The 22,116-nt window shown below is 35.6% G+C and carries 21 protein-coding genes; 13 read left to right on the top strand and 8 right to left on the bottom strand.

The features are described 5' to 3' along the window. Both ACJROP_RS11255 and ACJROP_RS11250 read right to left on the bottom strand, forming a co-directional pair. The coding region (locus tag ACJROP_RS11255) for a molybdopterin-dependent oxidoreductase (RefSeq protein ID WP_406535559.1) at nt 1–536 on the bottom strand (536 nt) is incomplete at its 3' end. Between the two features lie 84 nt (nt 537–620). Continuing rightward, nucleotides 621–1,415: a formate/nitrite transporter family protein gene (locus ACJROP_RS11250; protein ID WP_406535558.1), complete on the bottom strand. Its 795-nt coding sequence runs from the start codon at nt 1,413–1,415 to the stop codon at nt 621–623. Between the two features lie 496 nt (nt 1,416–1,911). On the opposite strand from ACJROP_RS11250, the gene fdhD reads away from it, so the two are divergent. Further along, nucleotides 1,912–2,661 (top strand): formate dehydrogenase accessory sulfurtransferase FdhD, encoded by a 750-nt coding sequence (gene fdhD, locus ACJROP_RS11245; protein ID WP_406535557.1) that lies wholly within the window; start codon nt 1,912–1,914, stop codon nt 2,659–2,661. A 2-nt stretch (nt 2,662–2,663) separates the two neighbouring features. On the opposite strand, the gene hxlB is transcribed toward fdhD, so the two are convergent. Then, nucleotides 2,664–3,254, bottom strand: a complete 591-nt coding sequence (hxlB, locus tag ACJROP_RS11240; RefSeq protein ID WP_406535556.1) for a 6-phospho-3-hexuloisomerase — start codon at nt 3,252–3,254, stop codon at nt 2,664–2,666. Between the two features lie 58 nt (nt 3,255–3,312). Between hxlB and ACJROP_RS11235 the strand changes: the two genes are divergently transcribed. The 4 genes from ACJROP_RS11235 to lysS all read left to right on the top strand — a co-directional run bounded on the left by ACJROP_RS11235 (nt 3,313) and on the right by lysS (nt 8,526). Then, nucleotides 3,313–4,182, top strand: a complete 870-nt coding sequence (locus ACJROP_RS11235; RefSeq protein WP_406535555.1) for a LysR family transcriptional regulator — start codon at nt 3,313–3,315, stop codon at nt 4,180–4,182. Nucleotides 4,183–4,336: 154 nt separating this feature from the next. Further along, on the top strand, nt 4,337–5,251 hold the full coding sequence (locus ACJROP_RS11230; protein WP_406535554.1) for a carbohydrate kinase family protein: 915 nt from the start codon (nt 4,337–4,339) through the stop codon (nt 5,249–5,251). Nucleotides 5,252–5,494: 243 nt separating this feature from the next. Further along, a complete protein-coding gene (gene thiC, locus ACJROP_RS11225) occupies nt 5,495–6,793 on the top strand; it encodes a phosphomethylpyrimidine synthase (protein ID WP_406535553.1) in 1,299 nt (432 codons plus the stop codon). Nucleotides 6,794–6,942: 149 nt separating this feature from the next. After that, nucleotides 6,943–8,526: a lysine--tRNA ligase gene (gene lysS / locus ACJROP_RS11220; RefSeq protein ID WP_406535552.1), complete on the top strand. Its 1,584-nt coding sequence runs from the start codon at nt 6,943–6,945 to the stop codon at nt 8,524–8,526. 26 nt (nt 8,527–8,552) lie between these two features. Here lysS and ACJROP_RS11215 read toward each other — a convergent pair whose 3' ends face one another. The 3 genes from ACJROP_RS11215 to ACJROP_RS11205 are packed head-to-tail and all read right to left on the bottom strand — an operon-like array spanning nt 8,553 to nt 10,551. Beyond that, the gene (locus tag ACJROP_RS11215; protein WP_406535551.1) at nt 8,553–8,936 is read right to left on the bottom strand and encodes a GNAT family N-acetyltransferase; all 384 of its coding nucleotides are present in this window, start codon (nt 8,934–8,936) and stop codon (nt 8,553–8,555) included. After that, nucleotides 8,936–9,406: a nucleoside deaminase gene (locus ACJROP_RS11210; protein WP_406535550.1), complete on the bottom strand. Its 471-nt coding sequence runs from the start codon at nt 9,404–9,406 to the stop codon at nt 8,936–8,938. Before ACJROP_RS11210 ends, ACJROP_RS11215 begins: the two co-directional genes overlap by 1 nt. A 35-nt stretch (nt 9,407–9,441) precedes the next feature. Continuing rightward, nucleotides 9,442–10,551 (bottom strand): hypothetical protein, encoded by a 1,110-nt coding sequence (locus ACJROP_RS11205; RefSeq protein ID WP_406535549.1) that lies wholly within the window; start codon nt 10,549–10,551, stop codon nt 9,442–9,444. 192 nt (nt 10,552–10,743) lie between these two features. Here ACJROP_RS11205 and polC point away from each other — a divergent pair, with 192 nt between their 5' ends. The 8 genes from polC (at nt 10,744) to ACJROP_RS11165 (ending at nt 19,953) form a co-directional block, all read left to right on the top strand. After that, nucleotides 10,744–14,043 carry a DNA polymerase II large subunit gene (polC, locus tag ACJROP_RS11200; protein WP_406535548.1) on the top strand — a complete coding sequence of 1,100 codons (3,300 nt, stop codon included), beginning with the start codon at nt 10,744–10,746 and terminating at the stop codon, nt 14,041–14,043. A 244-nt stretch (nt 14,044–14,287) separates the two neighbouring features. Next, on the top strand, nt 14,288–16,606 hold the full coding sequence (gene nrdD, locus ACJROP_RS11195) for an anaerobic ribonucleoside-triphosphate reductase (protein WP_406535547.1): 2,319 nt from the start codon (nt 14,288–14,290) through the stop codon (nt 16,604–16,606). 269 nt (nt 16,607–16,875) lie between these two features. Beyond that, complete coding sequence (locus ACJROP_RS11190) at nt 16,876–17,166, top strand: 50S ribosomal protein L21e (RefSeq protein ID WP_406535546.1); 291 nt, start codon at nt 16,876–16,878, stop codon at nt 17,164–17,166. A 5-nt stretch (nt 17,167–17,171) separates the two neighbouring features. Beyond that, complete coding sequence (locus ACJROP_RS11185; protein WP_406535545.1) at nt 17,172–17,516, top strand: RNA polymerase Rpb4 family protein; 345 nt, start codon at nt 17,172–17,174, stop codon at nt 17,514–17,516. Between the two features lie 156 nt (nt 17,517–17,672). Further along, a complete protein-coding gene (locus ACJROP_RS11180; protein ID WP_406535544.1) occupies nt 17,673–18,302 on the top strand; it encodes a DUF655 domain-containing protein in 630 nt (209 codons plus the stop codon). 9 nt (nt 18,303–18,311) lie between these two features. Further along, complete coding sequence (gene rsmA / locus ACJROP_RS11175; RefSeq protein ID WP_406535543.1) at nt 18,312–19,184, top strand: 16S rRNA (adenine(1518)-N(6)/adenine(1519)-N(6))-dimethyltransferase RsmA; 873 nt, start codon at nt 18,312–18,314, stop codon at nt 19,182–19,184. Nucleotides 19,185–19,190: 6 nt separating this feature from the next. Then, entirely contained in the window at nt 19,191–19,775 is a 585-nt protein-coding gene (locus ACJROP_RS11170) for a HemK2/MTQ2 family protein methyltransferase (RefSeq protein WP_406535542.1), read from the top strand. Between the two features lie 10 nt (nt 19,776–19,785). Beyond that, nucleotides 19,786–19,953: a hypothetical protein gene (locus tag ACJROP_RS11165; RefSeq protein WP_406535541.1), complete on the top strand. Its 168-nt coding sequence runs from the start codon at nt 19,786–19,788 to the stop codon at nt 19,951–19,953. 5 nt (nt 19,954–19,958) lie between these two features. Here the strand turns inward: ACJROP_RS11165 and dapF are convergent, their stop codons facing one another. After that, on the bottom strand, nt 19,959–20,819 hold the full coding sequence (dapF, locus tag ACJROP_RS11160; RefSeq protein ID WP_406535540.1) for a diaminopimelate epimerase: 861 nt from the start codon (nt 20,817–20,819) through the stop codon (nt 19,959–19,961). Between the two features lie 9 nt (nt 20,820–20,828). Next, complete coding sequence (gene lysA / locus ACJROP_RS11155) at nt 20,829–22,112, bottom strand: diaminopimelate decarboxylase (protein WP_406535539.1); 1,284 nt, start codon at nt 22,110–22,112, stop codon at nt 20,829–20,831. Nucleotides 22,113–22,116: the final 4 nt, after the last annotated feature.

Genomic DNA, 22,116 nt, shown 5'->3' with positions numbered 1-22,116 from the left:
AATGGGTGTGCTTCCATGTTGTTTGATCCAATACAGAAGATGTAGTCAGCTTCTTTAATACTGTCGAATCCGTTGGTCATAGCACCTGATCCGAAAGTGGTAGCTAAACCTGCTACAGTAGGACCGTGACAAATACGTGCACAGTGGTCTACGTTTTGGGTACCACAAGCTACTCTTGCTAATTTTTGAGTAATATAAATGTTTTCGTTAGGTGAACGAGCACATGCGTAGAATCCAACTTTGTTTGGATCTTCGTCAGATACTTCTTTGAGCTTGTTAGCAACTAAATCTAATGCTTCATCCCAGGAAGCTTCTCTAAATTCACCATTTTCTTTTATTAAAGGAGTAGTTAATCTGTCTTCCCTATTAATAAATTGGTATCCAAAGTTTCCTTTTGGACATACTTTACCCTCGTTTACAGGGTGTCTTTTTAAAGGTTCTACACCAACAATTTTTCCGTCTTTTACAACGAAGTTGAGACCACAACCAGTACCACAGTACGGACAGATTGTTGGTACATATTTAATTTCAACCATTTTATAATCTCCAAAATATATTTTATAAGATAATATAAAAAAAAGAAGCTTAAAGAAGCTTCTTTAAGTTTTTTGTTTACTAGTCTATCCTTTGAGGAAAGTGTACCAGTATATACATGCTACGAAGAGTCCACCACCGATGATGTTACCGATAGTTACTGGGATTAAGTTATTAATAATGATAGTTGCCCAGTTTACACCTTCAGCACCTAAGAACATACCTAATGGTATGAAGAACATGTTTGCGACACTGTGCTCAAATCCAATACATACAAACGCCATGATTGGGAACCAAATACCAAGGATTTTACCGATGACGTCATCAGATGCATTAGCTAACCATACAGCTAAACATACCAACCAGTTACAACCGATACCTCTAATCATTGCAGATAAGAAGTCAAGTTTAACTTTTCCTTCGGATACCGCAATAGCTTTTGCAGCGATAGCGTTGGTAGGGTCAGCAGGAACAATTCCGCTCATGAAAGCGAGAACGTATGCAACGAATAATGCACCTACAAAGTTGAAAATCCAACTGATTACCCAGTTTTTAGCAAGACCGCCAATAGAAGCGGATCCGTCTAATACACCGAGAGTCATGAACATGACATTTCCAGTAAACAATTCAGATCCAGCAATTACAACAATGATCAAACCGACAGGGAACACTGCACCGAATACGAATTTTTCTAATCCCACAGGTGCACCTGCATCTGCCATTCCTGCACTTGCCACTACAGCTAATAAACCTCCAAATGCAATATATGCTCCTGCTAAGAAGGAGAGTAATATTACATTGTCGATTTTTGCAGAGTCTTTTGCTCCAGCAGTTCCAGAAATTGCTTTCGCAGTTTCTACTGGACTTTTAAATGAACTCATTTTATCAACCTCTTTTATTCCCTTTTTTAATTAATTTTTATAATACTAATGAATTCCACATATAAGATATTTCAAAGTATTATGATAATATATTAGTATTTATTATATAAAAAGGATTTGTCATTAGAGCGTAAAAGAAATATTTAAATATTAAAAGCAAATAAATTTAAACATAATGATAAATCATGATGAATAATAGTAATATCGTGAAATATCTCTTTTTTTAACCATACCTCCTTCATTTAGATTGTATATTTTAAATTAACTATTAAAATCGAACAATCATATGAATAACTTGCTTAAAAATCTTTAATTAAAGATTATTCAATTTTAAACCCATGAATAAAAGTTATAAAAGTAAGTTAAATTAACATCAAAAAATTAAAAATAATAAGAAATGCAATTCAAATAACATGAAATTGGCAAAAAAATCGAATAGTTAAAATATGCAATATATAATAATTAATTATTGGACATAATCTAATGAGGCGCAAATATGAAAATAGAAGAAATTGATGCAATTCAATATAAAAACGATGAGGCTAAAGAAACAATTGAAAAAGTTGTAAAAGATGAAACAATTACATTAACAATCAATGGGGAGATTTCCCGTAGTTTATCAGCGATTGAAGACTCATTGAAAGAATTTGCAGTAGGATACCTGTTTAATGAAAACATGGTAAAATCATTAGATGAAATTAAGAAAATAGAAATCAACGGCCCGCAAATCAATGCGGAAATTGATGACACATTACTCAGAACAAATGAAACCGTCCTTTGTTCTGATTCGGCGGGTGGATGGAGAAGCAAAATAAAAGAAGTGAATCCCGTTGAATCTGATTTTCAGGTTAACGTTAAAGAATTAATTGATCGCATCGAAGAGCTAAAGAACAATGCTGAAATTTGGCAGGCTACAGGCGGAACACACGTGGCTGGAATCGTCCATGACGGCCAATTTGTAGTGAAAGAAGACGTAAGCCGTCATGTTGCGGTTGACAAGGTAATCGGATATGGGATATTGAACGGCTTTGACCTGAATCATTCTTACGTGATTTATAGTGGAAGAATGCCCGCAGATATGGTCATAAAGATGACAAGAGCCGGCGTTCCAATTTTGGCATCAAATGCGGCTCCGGCCAATTCAGGATATAACATTGCAAAAAAAGGAAATATTACATTGGTTGGATTTTTAAGAGGCCAACGCTGTAATATCTATAATAATCAAAATAGAATAATTTTTGATTGAAATTATTCTAAAACTGTATGCCTTGCTTTTAAATCGCTTTCGGTTTGATGCATTTTTTCCATCAACTCGGAAACAATAGCATCCAGGAATACCAAAGTGGTTAATTCAAATGCAGTGCCCAATGGTGTCAAAGAAGTGTAATTACCATAAATTTGACGTTTCATATAATTTTCATCGTCCACTTCTTTTTTTGTTCTTCCTTTAACAAGAACATAACAATCGGCCAGTTGGCCTAATGTAGATTCAGGATATGATGTTAAAGCTAAAACTTTTGAACCTCTCTTTTTTGCTATTTTAGCTGCAGACACGATAGTGTTAGTTTCGCCAGAACCTGAAATGGCAATTATGCAATCATCAGCATAAATTGCCGGTGATATGGTTTCGCCTACAACATAAGCGCTTAACCCTAAATGCATCAATCTCATAGCAAATGCCTTCGCAGCAAGTCCGGATCTCCCCGCCCCAGTTACAAAGATATTTTTGGACTCAATAATAATATCTTCAAATTTATCAATTGATTCTTCGTCTAAAAAGTCTTGAGCACTTTCAATATTATCTAATATAGCCTTAATAGAAGTTTTCATTATTTCCATTTTATCTAAATCCCAAAATCAATATTATTATTTATGATTACAATTTTATATATAATTGATGGAATTTCAAAGCAAAGGATTGATTAGTCTAGACATAGATGGTACAATTTATGACTATAAATTATACGAAAGCTTGGAGTCACTTTCAAAAACAAAATCTCAAAGGCAATCCGCAAAAGAACTGAACATATCCCATACAGTATTCAATAGAAGACTGCTTAAAGCGGAAGCCAAATTAGGGTTTAAGATTACAAGAAAAGTGGGTAACGGAACCGTTCTTACCCAAGAGGGATTGGAGCTGCTTGATGAATTCAGAAAATATGCAATTCAAATTGAAAAGACATCCAATATCAATATTGTTGGAGGCCACATCAGCACAGGGCTTTTGGAAAGTATCTACCTGCCATTCAGCACAAACATTTACAGCAGCAGCGACGAAGATGCATTTGAGCTTGCAAAAAGAGGCGCTGTTGATATATTGACATTAGACGATCCGTTGATAGCTTTTGAAAGAGATTTGAACTTTATTCCAATAGCTTACGATTATTTGGTACTGATTTCAAGTCCCCAATCTAAAGAAATTGAAAGCATCTCTGATTTGGAAGGCCTTGACTTTGTTAATGTAAATGGTTCAGCTCAAAGGCTTGCATGGAACAGCCTGCAACATTATGACATTGAATACAATATCAAGAAAACAGTAAGCTCACAATTCGATGCATTTAAGCTGGTGAGAAATTCCGAAAACCTGCATACCTTTTTAAATGCCAGCTATTTTAAAGGAAATGAACTTTTAAAATTTGATACCCGGCATGTCATCAGTTTGGTTAAAGTCAATGAAGATAAGGCCGAAGTTGATGAATTGATTAATTATCTAACCAATACCGCTCAAAAAGACATTGAAAAAGAAGGCTTCGCGCCTATGGATTAATACTTTTCAAATGCTCTCACCAAATTAAGATTATTATATAATGATATACATTCCTATGAAAAAGTGTTAATGTGATTTTTCATAAAGTTGAACTTTCAAAACATTAAATAATGATAAAATACAATATAAAATTGAAGAATTAAAAGGCGATATTATGGCAAAAAACAGAGATTTACTAGCAATTGGCCACTCTGCTCATGATTACATTATTAGAGTGCCTGAATTTCCAAAAGCAAATTTTTCAGCCCCTATAACTAACATGAAAACATTTAATGGTGGAGCAGCTGCAAATGTTGCTTGCGTTGGGGCGAAACTAGGATTAAAAACCTCCCTCGTTTCTGCTGTTGGAGGAGATTTCAAAAAAACAGAATACTATGAACACATGCAAAATTTAGGCATCGACACAGATTCATTAATCATCGTACCCGGTGAAGCAACCCCTACTGCATTCGTCTTAACAAATGACAATGAAGATCAAATCAGTTATTTCTATTGGGGCGCTGCTCGCGAATTTGCAGAAAGCAAAGTGCCTACAGCCACAATTAAAAATGCTGAAGCAATACACTTGGCGACCGGAGATCCTAATTTCAATTGGAAATGTTCAGAAGAAGCAAAAAATGAAGAATTACTCGTTTCATTTGACCCTGGCCAAGACCTTGGAATGTATGATACCAAAAAATTAAAAGAAGTCATTGAAAACACCACCATACTCTTTGGAAATCATCATGAAATTGAAAGGATTTTAAATGCTTTGGAAGTGGATTTGGATGGACTTAGGCAAATGGGTCCTAAAATAATCGTCAAAACTTGTGGGGCAGAAGGCAGTGAAATATATTCAAATGAAGAGAAAATAAAAATTGATGCGGTAACCAGAGAAGCCATCGACCCAACAGGCGCTGGAGATTCCTACAGAGCAGGATTCTTATCAAGATTCTTGAATGGAGAATCATTAGAACAATCTGCCAAGTTTGCATCAACAGTATCATCCTTTATTGTCGAACACCAAGGATGTCAAACCAATATGCCTACTTTTGACGAAGCATTTGAAAGAATGAATGAATTCTATTAATTTCATTCACTTTTTTACTTTTTTTTAAATTTAACTTTATTTTTATCAAAACAGCTTTATTTTATTAATATCGACTTAAAATTACTGATTTTTCAAAAATATTTTAAATTTATCAAGGATATTTGAATTAAAATAAATGCTACTAATTTAAATACTATTAACTAAAGATAAGAGATTATCAAATTAAAATGAGAAACTTGTAAAGTAAATTTGACTGTTTTAAATCTTATTTGAGGGGATAATATGACACAAATCAGTGACGCAAAAAAAGGCATTTTGACAGATGAAATGAAGCATGTTGCAGAAATAGAGAATGTTTCCGAAGATTTCATCTTAAAATCAGTAGCTCAAGGTACAATCGTAATACCAAGCAACGTACACAGGGACATTGAAGCATCAGGTATCGGTGCAGGACTTAGAACAAAGGTAAACGCAACAGTTGGAACTTCAACCGATATTGTAAACTTCGACGAAGAAGTCCTAAAAGCGCAGATTGCAATCGACAATGGTGCAGACTGTTTGATGGAGTTGAGTATCGGCGGGGACTTGGATGTAATTAGAAGAAGAGTATTGGACATGTCCCCATTACCTGTAGGGTCAGTGCCAGTTTATCAGGCTGCAATTGAAGCTATCAGAAGAGACGGTTCTGTAATCTACATGGATGAAGATGATTTATTTAACACAATCGAAAAGCAAGCCAAGGATGGTATTGACTTTATGGCAATTCACAGCAGCATTAACATTGAAACTTTAACCAGACTCAAAAGGCAGGGCCGTGTAACAGGTTTGGTCTCTAGAGGAGGTTCATTCATGTCCGGATGGATTGTTGAAAACGAAAAGGAAAATCCATTATACGAAAACTTCGATTACGTTTTAGAAATTGCAAAAGAACATGACGTAGTTCTTTCACTTGCAAACGGCATGAGAGCAGGATCCATTGCCGATTCAACCGACAGGGCCCAAATACAAGAATTGATCATTTTAGGAGAATTAATCGATAGGTCACGTGAAGCCGGAGTGCAATGTATGATTGAAGGGCCTGGACACATTCCAATCAATGAAATCCCAACTAACGTAATGATTCAAAAGAAAATGTGTTCCAACGCTCCTTTCTACATGCTAGGACCAATCGTATGTGACGTGGCACCTGGCTATGACCACATCGTATCTGCAATTGGTGCGGCATCTTCCGCAAAAGCTGGAGCGGACTTCATCTGTTATGTAACTCCTGCAGAACACCTTGCTCTTCCAAACCCTGATGATGTAAGGGAAGGTGTTATTGCAACTAAAATCGGAGCTTATGCAGGAGACTTGGCAACCGGTCAAATCGACGGGTCTCAAGACTTGGCTATGGCGGAAGCCCGTAAAAGACTTGACTGGGAAGCCCAATATGCCTGTGCAATGTTTCCGGAAGCTGCACGTGCAAAAAGGGACCAAAGGCCTCCTGAAGAAGAGGATACCTGCACAATGTGCGGTAACTTCTGTGCAGTAAAAATCGTTAACGAATGGTTGGACCAATCCGATTCTGACTTAATTAAATAGATATTTTTTATCTATTTTTTCTTTTTTTATATGAAGTTTAAAAAACAGTATTCAAAAAAATTATTAATCTTTTTATATTAATAGCAACAAAGATTAACTTAGTATATAACTTATTTTATGATAATTTTTTTATTAAATGGTGAATTCAGATGACACATTGGATAGAAAACATAGCTAATGAATTAAGTAAAATGGATGTAGAAGAACATGTCATCGCAAGCGGAACCTCCATTTCAGGTTCAATACACATTGGAAACTCTTGCGACATATTTGTAGCCAATGGGATTGGAAAGAAATTAAGAGAAAAAGGAAAGAAAGCTAAAACAATCTGGATTGCAGATGACCATGACCCGCTCAGAAAAGTTCCATATCCTTTACCTGAATCTTATGACAAATACTTAGGAATGCCATACTCCATGATTCCATGTCCTGACGGTTGCTGTGCTAACTTTGTAGAGCACTTTGAAAAGCCTTTACTTTCAGTAATGGACGATTATGGAATCGAAATGGAAACAAAATCCGGTTTTGAAATGTACAAAAACGGAGACTATAATGATTACATCAGAACTTCTCTTGAAAAAGTTGAAGAAATAAAAGAAATCTTTAACCAATACAGAAGAGAACCTTTAGCTGATGACTGGTTACCTTACAACCCAATTTGTGATGAATGTGGTCGTGTAAACACAACTTATGCTTACGATTATGATGGAGACATCATCAAATACAGATGTGAATGCGGTCATGAAGGTGAAATGGACATCAAATCCGGAAACGGTAAGCTCACCTGGAGAGTGGAATGGGCAGCAAGATGGAAAATATTCGGAACCACATGCGAACCATTCGGAAAAGACCATGCGGCCAGTGGAGGATCATATGATGTAAGTAGCGTAATTTCTGAAAAAATCTTTGATTACCCTGCACCATACCCAGTGCCATACGAATGGATTACCCTTGACGGTGAAGCAATGAGTAAATCCCACGGAGTATTCTTCGCTCCTGAAGAATGGTTGAAAATCGGGCCTGCTGAAAGTCTTCATTACTACTTATTCAGATCAAAACCAATGAAAGCAAAAGACTTCTCACCAAGAATGCCTTTCTTGGATTTCATTGACCAATTCGATACTGTTGAAAAGGTATTCTACGATGAAGTGGAAGCTCCATCCGAAAAAGAAGGCAAAAAATTCAAGGAAATCTATGAAATCGTCCAAATGCACGAAGGCAGTCCTTTACCGTTCAGACCTCCTTTCAGATTCCTGGTCAACGCTTATCAAATTGCAGGAGATGACCTTGAAAAACTCTTTGCAATCCTCAAGAAAAACTCACAATTAACTAAAAGCTTTAAAGATAAGGAATTTGGTGATTTAACAGAATTAGAATTAGCCCAATTCAGGGAAAGGGTTGACAATGTGATTTACTGGTTAGATACTTACGCACCTAACTTCGTAAAATTCACAGTGCAAGAGAAAAACATTCCTAACTTGCCTTTAACTGATGAACAAACCAAATTCTTGAGTGATTTAGCTGACTTAATGGAAAATAACGAGTTTGAAGATGCAACCGCATTGCACGATGCAATGTATGAAATCTTAGAAACTCAAGGATTAAAACCACAAAAAGGATTCCAAGCTATCTACAAAATGATTCTCGGTCAAAAACAAGGCCCAAGAGCAGCATCATTCTTGTTAAGCTTAGATAAAGACTTTGTTGTAAAAAGATTAAGACAAGAAGCTTAATCTTTTAAATTTTCTTTTTTTAAAAATCAGATCAAACTTTTAAACTCTTTTTTTAATAAGATTCCATCTGAATCGACGAAATGATAATCCAATTTTTCAAATATTTCAATTAGAATATCCTCTTTGCTATCAAAACTAACAACGACACACTTGAATTCATAGTCAATGGCTATTTTTTCAAGCTGCCTGATCAATTTATAAGCTATTTTTTCACGGTCATCATAAGAATTTAAAAACAAGGTTGTAATTTCGGCACAATTTTCATCATAGACCTTAAAACTTGTACATCCAACGGTTTTACCAAAATTCATTAAAAGTAGAACAACCTGCGGTTCATCTATAAAACAACCGAATGAATCACAAAACTTAATAAATCTTTCATCTCTCTCATCTGTTACTACGATTTCCATTATTTGACCTCAGTTGTATTTCCTACCTTTGCAAGTTCACTGTCCCAAATTTCAGAGTTATTGCACACAAACTTTAAAAATAAATCCCTGCATCTCATATCATTCAATACGACCACTTCAACATCATTGCACTTAAGCAAATTTTCAGCACCCATCAATGTAGTGTTTTCACCAATTACAACACGGGGAATGTTATACAATATTACTGCTCCAGAACACATTGGACACGGTGATAATGTGGTATAGAGCGTGCATTTGATATAATCTTCATAATCAAGACGTCCCGCATTTTCAATTGCATCCATTTCAGCATGCAAAACTGCTGAATCGTTTTGAATCAATTTATTATGCCCTCTAGATATAACCTCTGAATCTTTAACAAGGACGGCACCAATTGGGATTCCACCTTCTTTAAAAGCTTTTTCAGCTTCCTTAAGGGCCTCCCCCATAAAATAAGTATCTTGTGTCATATTAAAAAAAAAGAATTAAAGATGAAATTAATCATCTATTTAAATCTATTGAACAATCCTTTATTGGATTCTTTTTCTAATGCATCTTCAAGTTTTCTGATTTGGTTATTCAAATCAGAAATGGTCTTCTTAGAGTCATTAGACAATTTATCATAACTACTTTCTTTAATTTTAAGTTGAGTGCTAAGACTGGAAATTTCGGATTTGTATCCTTCAATTTCTTTTTTGTTTTTGCTGTCAACCTCATCCTTGTAGTTACCGAGGTCAATAAGTTCTGATCTTAACTTATCAACTTCTTCAGAAAGACCTATGTTTTCTTTTCTAGTATTTGCTAGTTTGTCTTTTAAATCATTTACCTCAGCAGTTAATTGTTTATTTTCATCTTTTACATCATCAACATTCAAGGAAGCTAATTTTTCTTTATATTGATTGATTTTAGATTCAAGTTCTTCTTTAATAGAATCTAACTCGTTCTCTAATTTATCAGCTCTAACCTTATTAACTGCACCTTCGGCACCTAATTTTCCAATTTGATTACTTAAATCTGCATTGATGTCTAATTGATCGAAGTATTTTCTAGTACTTTTCTCAAGTGCATCAGTCAATTCTCTTTTAAGTCTGTTCAACTCAGCATTCTCTTTTTTGAGTTTTGGAATTACTTTATTTGTCAAGTAATTTAATTCGCTGGACTGATTAGATAATTTCTTTTCTCTTTCGCTTAACTTAGCTTTTAAATTATCCACAGTTTTTGAATCAACATCAGCTGATTTCTCTTCGACAGGTTCAGATTCGACCTCATCAGCGACATCATCAACAGGCTCTTCAGCAACCTCTTCGACAACATCTTCTGCAATAGGCTCCTCAACAGGTTCGGAATCTACCTCTTCTTCAACAGATTCAGTTTCAACAGTTTCTTCTGTAGGTTCCTCAACAACCTCTTCAGCAGCTTCCTCAACCGCTGGTTCCTCAACAACAGGTTCCTCAACAACCTCTTCAACAGTATTTTCAACTGCTTGTTCTTCAACAACCTCTTCTACAGGTTCAGATTCAACTACTTCTTCGTTTTTAGAACGATTCTTAATTTTATCTAAGTCTAATTTAACTTTTTGCCCATACATGGCATTTATTGGTTTATCATTGGACATTAATATCACCAAAATAGCAATAATAATTTAAAAAGTTCAACTACAATATACAACATAAAATTTGAATTTAACAATATTTAAGTATTATCAAATTGTGTTCCATTATTACATATCTGAAAATTACAAACATTATTAAATTATGAAAATCAATAGATTATATGTGAAATTAATTTTGTAACTTGTGGCGATACCATGGATTATTTTGATAGATTAGAAGCTGAAACCCATCACCTATACGATATAGCTAATGAGGCAAGGTCTAAAGGGTTAGATGTTGAAACAACAACTGAAGTGCCTCTTGCAAAGGACTTGGCTGAAAGAGTAGAAGGGCTTGTTGGTCCTGAAGGTGTGGCACAAAGAATTAAGGAATTAGAACAAGACATCTCAAGAGAAGAAGTTGCTTTTGAAATTGCTGCCGAGATTGCATCAGGCGAGTTTGAACTTACCGGCGAAAAGGCAGATTATGACCGGGAACAAAGATGCGACCAGGCTTTGAGAACCGCACTGGCTATCCTAACAGAAGGGGTAGTGGCAGCACCTCTTGAAGGGATTTCTGCTGTAAAAATCAAGAAAAACTTTGATGGAACAGAATATATCGGAGTTTATTTTGCAGGACCAATCAGAAGTGCTGGAGGTACAGCTGCAGCTTTAGCCGTGCTTTTAGGAGATAAAATCAGACAGGCAATTGGTATAGACGCATTCAAACCGATTGACGAGGAAATTGAAAGATACGTGGAAGAAGTCGAATTATACGAATCAGAAGTTACAAATCTGCAATACTCACCAACACCAGAAGAAGTGAGATTTGCTGCAAAAAACATTCCAGTAGAAGTATCAGGGGAACAGACCGACCAAGTGGAAGTATCACACAGAGACTTGGAACGTGTTGAAACCAATAACATTCGTGGTGGAGCTCTGCTTGCGATGGTTGAAGGAGTTATTCAAAAATCCAAAAAGATTCATAAAATCTCCAAAACCTTAGGACTTGACTGGGAATGGCTTAGCGAATTTTCAAAACCTAAAAAAGATGATTCCTCAAGCGATGACGGAGGGGACTCTGATATAATTAGTGAACCTAAATATATTCAGGATATTATTGGCGGAAGGCCGATTTTAGGCTATCCTTCTGAAAAAGGAGGATTCAGGCTAAGATATGGAAGATCAAGGAATACAGGTCTTGCCACTATGGGAGTTCACCCGGCTACAATGGCCTTGCTTGAATTTTTGGCTGTTGGAACACAGCTTAAAATCGAATATCCAGGTAAAGGTAACTGTGTGGTGCCTGTCGATTCGATTGAAGGGCCTACAGTCAAGCTTAAAAATGGTGATGTTGTAGTTATCGACTCAATCAAGCAAGCGCGTGAGCTTAAAAAGGATGTTGTAGAAATTTTGTTCCTAGGTGATATGCTTGTTGCATTTGGAGAATTCTTAAGGAACAACCAGCCATTATATCCATCTGGATGGTGTGAAGAATGGTGGATTCAGCTGTTGATGAGAAGCGAAAACTTTGATAAAGACAATAACGATTTAGACTTGCATAAACTTGAATATGAATACCTCTCCTCAATTGAAGCATTTACATTATCTAAAAACTATAACATTCCGCTTCATCCAAAATACACTTACTGCTACAATGACGTTACAATTCAAGATATGAATGAGTTGATTGACCTAATCGAGAAATGCAAATCAACATACAAACAGGATGAGGGAATAACACTAGATTTGTCCTATCAAAAAAGAACATTGGAAGTGATTGGCGTTCCTCATATCGTTAGAGACAATAAAATCATTATTGATAAAGATCATGCTTATGCCCTTTTAGTGACATTATCCAAAAAACTGCCCCAAAAAGAGACTACATTGGAAGCAATCAATGAAGTTTCTCCAGTGGAAATTAAAAATAAGGCACCTGCATATATCGGCACTCGTGTAGGCAGACCTGAAAAATCAAAAGAAAGATTGATGAAACCTGCCCCTCATGGATTGATACCTATCGGTAACAATGGAGGCTCTAGAAGGTTAGTTGCAACAGCGGCTAAAAAAGGCAGCATAAAAGTGGAGATTTCCAGAAGAAAATGTACAAATCCGGAATGCGGAATCAGTTCATTCGGCTCACTTTGTCCAAAATGCGGCAGTCCGACTGAAATGGGAAAACCTTCTTTGAAGACCGTTCCTCTTTCAAGCATGCTTAAAAAGGCATCAGATAATGTAAAAGTCAGGCGTGTTGATGACGTGAAAGGCGTAATAGGTATGATTTCAGAGTCTAAATTGCCAGAACCTATGGAAAAAGGAATACTCAGAGCGAAACATGAAGTGTTTACATTCAAAGATGGAACTATCAGACATGACTCTACAGATTTGCCATTGACCCATTTTGTTCCAAGGGAAATTGGAGTTACTGTTAAAAAACTAAAAGAGATGGGTTATGAAAACGACTGTTACGGAAATCCAATTGAAAATGAAGACCAAATTATAGAGCTTAAGGTTCAGGATATTGTAATTTCAGACAATTGTGGAGATTACCTGCTTAGAACCGCACAATTTATTGATGATGAACTTACAAGATATTATGAAATGGAACCATTCTATAATGTATCCGAAAAAAGTGATTTGATTGGACACCTGGTTGCAGGACTTGCGCCACACACATCCGCCGGAGTGCTTGGAAGAATTGTTGGATTTACAAAAGCATTGGGCTGTTATGCGCACCCTTATTTCCACTCCGCTAAACGTAGAAACTGTGACAGTGATGAAGATGCGATAATGCTGCTTTTAGATGCGTTAATTAACTTTTCAAAATCATACTTACCAAATACTAGAGGAGGAAGTATGGATGCTCCTTTAGTTTTATCTTCAAGAATTGACCCAGAAGAGATAGATGATGAATCTCACAACCTGGATATCTTTGAAAGGTTCCCTGTGGAATTTTATGAAGAAACATATACTCCTCATAAACCTGCTGATGTTTTAGAATACATTGACAATGTTTCTATGCATCTAGGAACACCTGAACAGTATGAAGGACTAATGTTCTCACACCACACATCAAATATACATGCAGGTCCTACCGTTTGTCTTTACAAAAGATTGCCTTCAATGAGGGAAAAGGTAGAAGCTCAAATCAGCCTTGCCGAATCAATCAGGGCAGTCGACCAAAGAGGGGTTGTGGAAAAAGTATTGTCCTCTCACTTCTTGCCAGATATTATGGGCAATTCAAGGGCATTTTCCAAGCAAAAGGTAAGATGCACTAAGTGCGGCGCCAAATACAGAAGGATGCCGCTTACTGGAAAATGCAGATGCGGCGGCAACCTAATCCTTTCGGTTTCAAAAGGATCCGTTACAAAATATCTGGAAATATCACAAGAGTTGGTTAATAGATATCCTGTTTCCCATTACCTAAAACAACGTTTAGAAATACAGGAATACGGTATTAATTCTCTGTTTGAAAGTGATAAATCAAAACAAAGTTCTTTAGATGTTTTCTTCTGAAGAATTCTTATTACTTTTCAAATGCTCTTGGACTTTTAATTTTTATTAGTAAATCAATAATACATATCATAGTATCCAAACATTGTTCGGTTCAAGACGAACATTTTAAATACTATAAAGAACTACCTATTAAATAGATGTTCGTATCAATACGAACAATTATTATACATGTGGAAACATATAGTATAAGCAGCTGAGAGCGTGCTCTCGATTTTTAATAAACTAGGAAAATGGTGTGAATTAAATGGAAAGATTATCAGAAGTAGGAAATAATTTAGAAAAATCCGTTAAAATTAATGTAGAAAAGAATAACGGAATTAAAGAAAGATTCAGTTATGAAAAGCTAGTAAAATCATTAGTAATGGTAGAAACTCCATTTTTTGAATCCGATAAGATTGTGGCAACAGTAGTATCTCAACTATATGATGGAATCAAAACCAAAGAAATCAAAAAGATTGTTTACGAATGTTTAGAAGACATCGACCCTGAAATCGCTAACAAATACTTAGCAAGTACCCAATTAAAAGTACGTACTTCAAGAGATACTATTGAAGCATTCGACTTATCCAAAATTGCAAATACCTTAATTGAAGAAACTGGAGCAAGCCAAGAAACTGCTTTTGAAATTGCAACTGAAACTTGGAAAGAACTCAAAAAATTAAATGTTGAATATTTGACCGCTCCAATGATCAGGGAAATGGTTAACACTAAATTGATTGAATACGGTTTAGAAGATTTAAGAAGCCGTTACACCCGTTTAGGTATTCCTGTATATAACATTACCTCTTTAATTGAAAACGGTAACAGAGATAATGCAAACATGATTCATAACCCTGAAAGTATTCACAAACATGTAGCGGATGAAGCATTAAAACAATACGCTCTTTTAAAAATGCTTCCGGCACACTTGGCTGATGCACACATGTCCGGTGACATTCACATTCACGATTTAGAATTCTTCGCAGGAAGACCGCTAAATTGTCTTCAGCACGACATAAGAACTTTCATCAAATACGGCCTTAAAGTGGACGGTACCGGTGACCACACCTCCATTGCAGGTGCACCAAACCATATGGAAACCTTAATGAACCATACCGGTGAAATCATGCTTGCAGCACAACAAAACATGTCCGGTGGACAATCAATGTCCTTATGGAACGTGTTCGTTGCACCATTTGCAAGAGGAAGAACCTATGAAGAAATTAAACAAGCTGTTCAAATGCTCATCTATAACTTAAACATGGCTTATGCAGCAAGAGGATCCCAAGTTCCATTTACAAGTATGGCATTGGAATTCGGAGTTCCTGATTTCTTAAAAGATGAAACCGCATACGGACCAAAAGGTAAAGTAGTCGGAACCTACGAAGAATATGAAGAAGAAACCAGATTAATCCAAAGAGCATTCACTGAAACATTGCTTGAAGGAGACAATGAAGGAAAACCTCACCTATTCCCAAATACCATCTATACTCTCCGTGAAGAAACAATGACCAGTGAATACGAAGAAGACCTCCGTTTAGTTCACGAATTATCTGCAAAATACGGTTCATCCTACTTTGTAAACATGTTCCCTAAATACAGAGGAAAAATGGCAAACTATATGGGTTGCAGAACCTGTTTACAAGACACCTGGACTGGTGACTGGGATACAGATTGTTTAAGAACCGGTAACCTTGCATATGTTACATTAAACTTACCTAGAATCGGATACCAATCAAAAGACGAATCACAAGTATTCGAATACCTAGACGAATACATGGATTTAGCTGTTGAAACCTTAATGCTTAGAAGAGAACAAGGATTAAAATGTTTAAATGATTTCCACATTTTACCATTCTTAAAACAAGACGTTGGTGGAGAATCATACTACAGAATCGAAAATTCAACATTATCCTTCGGTTTTGTCGGACTTAACGAAATGCTATCCTCATTATTCGGCGAAGGTATTGAAAACCCTGATTCAAATAAGTTTGGTATTAAATGTATTGAATACATCAATGAAAGAGCTAACCAATTAAAAGATGAAACTGGACTTAGATGGTCTGTTATTCAAACTCCTGCTGAATCTACCGCTTACAGATTCGCAACTCTCGATAAAAAACAATATGGAGACCAAGCTATTGTACAAGGAGACGGCAACGCAAACTACTACACCAACTCCTCACACGTACCGGTAGACACAGGATTATCATTGATTGAAAAAATCAAAATTGAAGAACAGTACCATGGTTTAACTCCTGGTGGACACATCTTCCATGCATTCATGGGAGAATCCTACTCAGATCCAGATTCATTAATGAGCTTAACCAACAAAATTGCAAGAAAATCCGATATCGGATTCTGGGCTTACAGCTCAGCATTAAGTTTCTGTCTTAAATGTAAAACTTTAATGAAAGGACTAAACAATGTTTGTCCTACCTGTGGTGAACAAGAAGATGTAGAATGGTATGACAGAATTACCGGATACGTACAACAAGTTGGACGTGCAAAATCTGCATCTGGTGGTTGGAACCCAGGTAAACGTCAAGAATTAATTGACAGAAGAAGATTTGAAGATAACTAAACAGTTATCTTCTTCACACCATTTTTTTTAAACCCTAAAACCACACCCATTAATATTTCAAAAAAATATAATTTTTTTCAAAATTCACCCAAAAACTAAAAGTATATTAATACCATTAAACTAAAATTATAATATTATCATATCACTGATGATAATTGTTATTTTCACATTCTATGTTACTAGTATTTATGGGCTTTTTTAATACTAGGTAGCTGATAACATAGATTTATTATAATAACCCAGACGAGAACTGATTAAGAGGTTATACAATGCAAAGATCAAGAGGATTAAAAAGTAGATCAAGAAAAAAATTGACTAAAGTACAAAGACCGGGCAGAACTAACCCGATTACTAACAGAATGCAAAGATTTGAAGAAGGTGACTTAGTTCACATTACTATTAACCCATCCATCCAAAAAGGACAACCTGCTCCTAGATTCCACGGTAAAACCGGAAAAGTTATCGGTCAAAAAGGTAAAGCATACATCATATCCTTAAAAGATGGAAACAAAGCAAAAGAGTTAATAGTAAGACCTGATCACTTAAAATTACAAAAATGATTTCTATGATTGGAAAAGAAATTATCGAAAGCGAACCAATTCCTGGTGCAAAAGTTAAAAAAGTTCTTGAAGACTTTTCAGACGATAACGAATTAAATTATGAACAGAACATTACCTTAAATCATCTTGCAAGATTTAAAAAATATTCCTGTGAAGATTCAGAAGAAATCGTTGAAAAGCTCCAAGACGAATTTGGCTTAAGGCCAAGAGTCGCAGTTCATATTGTTGATTTAGTTCCTAAAGATTTGGCTGATATGAGGTTAATCTTCGCTAAAGAGCCAATGAAAGCCGACACAGAAGACATGGAAAAAATCCTTGAATTCTTAGAACAATATGATGTTGAAGAATAGTTTCATAACTATTCACTTTTTTTATTATTATTTGAAAAATTATTATCAAACCCTGCTTTTTTTAGATATCTTTATTATACTTAAAAACTAAATTTATAAATAAGTTTATATTATATAGCTAATTTTAGTTATAAAAAACAATAGTGAGTGATAAAGATGGTTGATAATAGAAGAAGAAACGAAAAAAAACCAACAGTAAAAAAAGAACAATATGCTGTTGTGCTTGATTATCTAAGTCGAGGCTATGTTAAATCCGATATGTCAAAATTCGGAGGAAAACCTATTGCTCAAGCTATTGGTACAGAACAATTCACTTTACTTGAATTAGCTCCAAAAAATGGTGTTGATCTAGAAATACAGGACACCGTATATATTGGAAAAGGAAAAAGAGAAAAAATATCTAGAGTACTTGGAAGATTAGATTTTGAAAATTTAACAGCAACAAGCAGAATCGAGCTAGACTATGCGATTCGTGACATAGTTGAAGCAAATGAAGAAAAATACGTTAACTTTTTCAACACTACTGAATCTGTAAGTACAAGACTTCATTCACTTGAGTTAATTCCAGGAATCGGCAAAAAATATATGTGGGACATCATTAATGCTAGAGATGAAAAACCATTTGAAAGCTTCCAAGATATTACAGAAAGACTTCCTACATTGACTGATCCTGCAGGTATGATTGTAAACAGAGTTAAACAGGAATTAGATACAAATACTACTAGAAGAGGTAAGAACAAATATTATATATTTACTCAAGCCCCAAGAAGACCTAAAAATAGATAAAGTGATAAATTGACTAGTGAAACATCCCTATCCTTATCTAAAATTACTAAAAACATTTTAAATCAATATGGGATAAAGTTAAATAAAAATCTTGGTCAGAATTATTTAATCGATAAAAATAAAAGAGACCAGATAATTAACTTTGGAAACATTGATAAAGATGATGTAATTTTAGAAATCGGGACTGGAATCGGTACACTAACAATTGAACTTGCCAAAAAAGCTAAAAAAGTAATAGCTATCGAACAAGACAAAAAGATTTGTGAGATTTTAGCTAAAAGACTTAAAGACGAAAAAATAGATAATGTAGAGTTAATAAATGATGATGCGCTAAACGTTGAATTTCCAAAATTCAACAAAATCATCTCAAACCTACCTTATCAAATCTCATCACCGATTACGTTTAAATTCCTAGATTATGATTTTGATTTGGCCATTCTAATGTATCAAAAAGAATTTGCTGAACGCATGAATGGCGAAGTTGGAACAAAAAACTATTCAAGACTTTCTGCAATGCTCTATTTTAAGTGCAATGTTGAAAAATTGACTGATGTAAGTTCGGAAAGTTTTATTCCAAAACCGGAAATTGACTCAACTGTTGTTGGCCTTACACCAAAAGAAAACAAGATCCCACCTGAAGATTTTAAAATCTATTCTAATTTTACAAAAGCATTGTTCCAGCATAGAAACAAAAAAATCAGGAACGCTTTAATCGATTCAAGACACATCATAACAAATTTAGATAAAAAAGAAATGAAAAAACGTATGAATGAAATTGAATCGGACGAATTAAATGAATATCTTAAAAAAAGAGTTGTTGTTGTTTCTCCTGAAGAAATATTGACCTTATCCAAACAATTAAATTCAATTTTAAATGATTAGATTAACATGCCAGACTTTATAATCAATACTGACGATAATGTATATATCCCCGCTGAAGACAGCTATCTGTTAGCTGATAATCTGCAGATTAAAAAGGGACAAAGTGTTTTGGAAATTGGAACAGGTTCTGGAATTGTAGCAATGTATGCCTCAAGGCTGACTGACAACATTACCGTGACGGACATCAACTTCGATGCCTGTGAGCTTGCACGAAAAAATTTTGAAGCTAACAGCATTGAAAACATTGAGATTTTATTTGGAAACCTATTCGAACCTGTGGAAAATAGAAAGTTTGACGTGATTTTATTTAATACTCCATATCTACCGACCGAAGATGGGGAAGTTCTTGAAGACACTATAAATTATGCATTCGATGGTGGATTAAATGGAAGGAAAGTTATTGATCTTTTTTTAAATGAAGTGGGAAATCATTTAAATGATGGTGGAATTGTGCAGATGATTCAGTCTTCACTCTCAGGCAATGAAGAAACCTTGGAAAAATTAGATAATTTAGGTTTTATAGCAGAAATTGCCGCATCAGAACACTTCTTTTTTGAAGATATAACATTAATAAATGCATATAAGATTTAAGGGTGAAAATATGGAACAATGGAAACAATCAGTACTCATAGGAGTAATACTTGCAATACTTGCAGGAATGTTTGCAGCAATCAGAAAAGAGATTAGCATTTGGATAGTGTTGATAATTATCCTTGCGGTAATCGATATTGTATTTGGACTATACAGAAAGAAAAAAGAAGGAAAATAGGAGAATTAGAATTCTCCATCATAAACGAGCTCTGCTGGGCCTTCCATGAAAGCTCCGAGAGCATCATCTTTTTTATAGACTTGGAATTTTAAGTCTCCACCAGGCAAGTGAAGTAAAATATTCTCATCAAATAAGCCTAGCTTATAGCCGGAAATAGCTGTGGATGTTGCACCGGTACCGCATGCTAATGTTACGCCAGCACCTCTCTCCCAAGTAATCATTTTACCTTCGTTTTTAGAAATAACTTCAACAAAGTGCACGTTGATTTTTTCAGGGAAAACTTCATGTGCTTCAATAGCTGGTCCGTATTTGTTAATGTCAACTTCATCCACATTATCGACAAAGATTATTGCATGAGGATTGCCGACGCTTATGGCTGTTAGATTAAAAGTGGTATCTAAAACTTCCAATTCGCCGTCTAAAAATTCTTCCGCATCACAAGTCATTGGAATTTCAGGAGTTTTAAATGTTGATAAACCCATATCTACTTTAAATAAAACCGGTTCATCATTTTCTAATGTAATTTCAATTGTTTTAATTCCAGCTCTTGTTTCAACAGTCATTTTTTCCTGTTTTAAAATACCTTTCCTGTAAACAAAGTCACCAAAGCACCTGATACCATTGCCGCACATTTCAGCTTCGCTTCCATCTGGGTTAAACATCCTATACCCGATGTCAGCCACGTCAGACGGTTCTACAAACAATACGCCATCCCCACCTACTCCGAAGTTTCTGTGGCATAGCATCCTGCATGCTTCCGGTTTATCCGCTTCTGGAATGACTTCACCAGCTGATTCGTCAATTATTGGAAAGTCATTGCCTATTCCATGCATTTTTGAAAATTTTAATCCTTTTAAATCTACCATAGTATCAACTTATTTTAAATGTGGTGGAATGCATTGTTTTGCATATAAATCTTCAAAGGTTTCCCTTTCACGTACAAGATTGCATTTTCCGTCAGTTACTAACACTTCTGAAGTCAGTGGCCTTGAGTTGTAATTTGAAGACATGGTAAATCCATATGCTCCTGCATTCATGATACCTAAAAGATCACCCTCTTCAACTTCAGGCATAGGTCTGTCACGTGCAAACAAGTCTCCGGATTCGCAAACGTTTCCTGCAATGTCCACTTCCTGAGTATTTTCAGCATCCATCTTATTTGCAACGACAATGTGGTGGTATGAATCATACATAGCAGGCCTTAGGAGTGTGTGGAAACCTGCATCTACACCTATGAATTTTCTGTAACTTTGTTTTACGCTGTTTACGGTTACGAGAAGTACGCTTGCATCCCCAACTATGTATCTGCCCGGTTCCAAATACATTGTAGGGTTGCCCATATCATATTGTTCAATCTTTTCTTTAAACAAGCCGACATTGACTTCTGCGAATTTGTCCAAATCCACAATATTCTCTTCAGGAGTGTATGGAATTCCTACGCCACCACCAAAGTCAACGAATTCAAAGTCAATTCCAGCTTCCTGATGGACTTTTCCTGCAATGTCCATTGTTGATTCAATAGCTAATTTGAATGGTTCAGGGTCCAAGATGCCTGATCCGATGTGAGAGTGCATACCTATTGGATTGAATCCCAATTCTTTTGCCATTTCATAAACTTCAACAGCCTCATTATCCATGATGCCGAATTTACTCATTACTCCACCGGTGATGCAGTGGTCGTGGTGTCCTGCTCCAACCATCGGGTTTACCCTGAATGAAATTTTCAATCCTTCAGGATCGACCATTTTAGCCAACCTTTTCAAAGCTGAAACGGAATCGATGTTTAAGACTGCACCTTCATCGTGCACGAATTTTAACTCTTCATTGGTGATATTGTTACCTGTGAAAAGTATCCTGTCTCCTGAAAATCCTACCATTTTTGAGATGTGAACTTCCCCAGGGGAAACTGCGTCAATGCAGCAGCCTTCAGACTCCAAAATTTTCATAACCGCAAGGTTGGTATTGGCTTTACATGCATAAAACACTTTGAAATCTGGATAATATTTTGAAAAAGCAGAGTAAAATCTGTTATAATTGTCTCTTATTCTCGCCTCATCAATTACATATGTTGGAGTTCCGAATTCTGCTGCAATGTCGCATGCATCGGCCCCTCCAATATCCAAGTGGTTTTTGTCGTTTATTTTAATATTTAAATCCATGATT

This window comes from Methanobrevibacter sp. (genome assembly GCF_045220775.1).
In the GTDB taxonomy this organism is placed as follows: domain Archaea; phylum Methanobacteriota; class Methanobacteria; order Methanobacteriales; family Methanobacteriaceae; genus Methanocatella.
This window is presented reverse-complemented; position numbering and strand designations above follow the sequence as displayed.

What these genes read in the sequence shown, in the direction of transcription:
- fdhD (WP_406535557.1), top strand. Translation starts at nt 1,912, where the DNA reads ATGAAAATAGAAGAAATTGATGCAATTCAATATAAAAACGATGAGGCT.
- ACJROP_RS11165 (WP_406535541.1), top strand. Translation starts at nt 19,786, where the DNA reads ATGGAACAATGGAAACAATCAGTACTCATAGGAGTAATACTTGCAATA.
- ACJROP_RS11205 (WP_406535549.1), bottom strand. Translation starts at nt 10,551, where the DNA reads ATGTCCAATGATAAACCAATAAATGCCATGTATGGGCAAAAAGTTAAA.
- lysA (WP_406535539.1), bottom strand. Translation starts at nt 22,112, where the DNA reads ATGGATTTAAATATTAAAATAAACGACAAAAACCACTTGGATATTGGA.
- hxlB (WP_406535556.1), bottom strand. Translation starts at nt 3,254, where the DNA reads ATGGAAATAATGAAAACTTCTATTAAGGCTATATTAGATAATATTGAA.
- ACJROP_RS11185 (WP_406535545.1), top strand. Translation starts at nt 17,172, where the DNA reads ATGATTGGAAAAGAAATTATCGAAAGCGAACCAATTCCTGGTGCAAAA.
- ACJROP_RS11180 (WP_406535544.1), top strand. Translation starts at nt 17,673, where the DNA reads ATGGTTGATAATAGAAGAAGAAACGAAAAAAAACCAACAGTAAAAAAA.
- ACJROP_RS11215 (WP_406535551.1), bottom strand. Translation starts at nt 8,936, where the DNA reads ATGGAAATCGTAGTAACAGATGAGAGAGATGAAAGATTTATTAAGTTT.
- polC (WP_406535548.1), top strand. Translation starts at nt 10,744, where the DNA reads ATGGATTATTTTGATAGATTAGAAGCTGAAACCCATCACCTATACGAT.
- ACJROP_RS11170 (WP_406535542.1), top strand. Translation starts at nt 19,191, where the DNA reads ATGCCAGACTTTATAATCAATACTGACGATAATGTATATATCCCCGCT.
- ACJROP_RS11190 (WP_406535546.1), top strand. Translation starts at nt 16,876, where the DNA reads ATGCAAAGATCAAGAGGATTAAAAAGTAGATCAAGAAAAAAATTGACT.
- nrdD (WP_406535547.1), top strand. Translation starts at nt 14,288, where the DNA reads ATGGAAAGATTATCAGAAGTAGGAAATAATTTAGAAAAATCCGTTAAA.
- ACJROP_RS11230 (WP_406535554.1), top strand. Translation starts at nt 4,337, where the DNA reads ATGGCAAAAAACAGAGATTTACTAGCAATTGGCCACTCTGCTCATGAT.
- ACJROP_RS11210 (WP_406535550.1), bottom strand. Translation starts at nt 9,406, where the DNA reads ATGACACAAGATACTTATTTTATGGGGGAGGCCCTTAAGGAAGCTGAA.
- thiC (WP_406535553.1), top strand. Translation starts at nt 5,495, where the DNA reads ATGACACAAATCAGTGACGCAAAAAAAGGCATTTTGACAGATGAAATG.
- ACJROP_RS11235 (WP_406535555.1), top strand. Translation starts at nt 3,313, where the DNA reads ATGGAATTTCAAAGCAAAGGATTGATTAGTCTAGACATAGATGGTACA.
- dapF (WP_406535540.1), bottom strand. Translation starts at nt 20,819, where the DNA reads ATGGTAGATTTAAAAGGATTAAAATTTTCAAAAATGCATGGAATAGGC.
- lysS (WP_406535552.1), top strand. Translation starts at nt 6,943, where the DNA reads ATGACACATTGGATAGAAAACATAGCTAATGAATTAAGTAAAATGGAT.
- ACJROP_RS11250 (WP_406535558.1), bottom strand. Translation starts at nt 1,415, where the DNA reads ATGAGTTCATTTAAAAGTCCAGTAGAAACTGCGAAAGCAATTTCTGGA.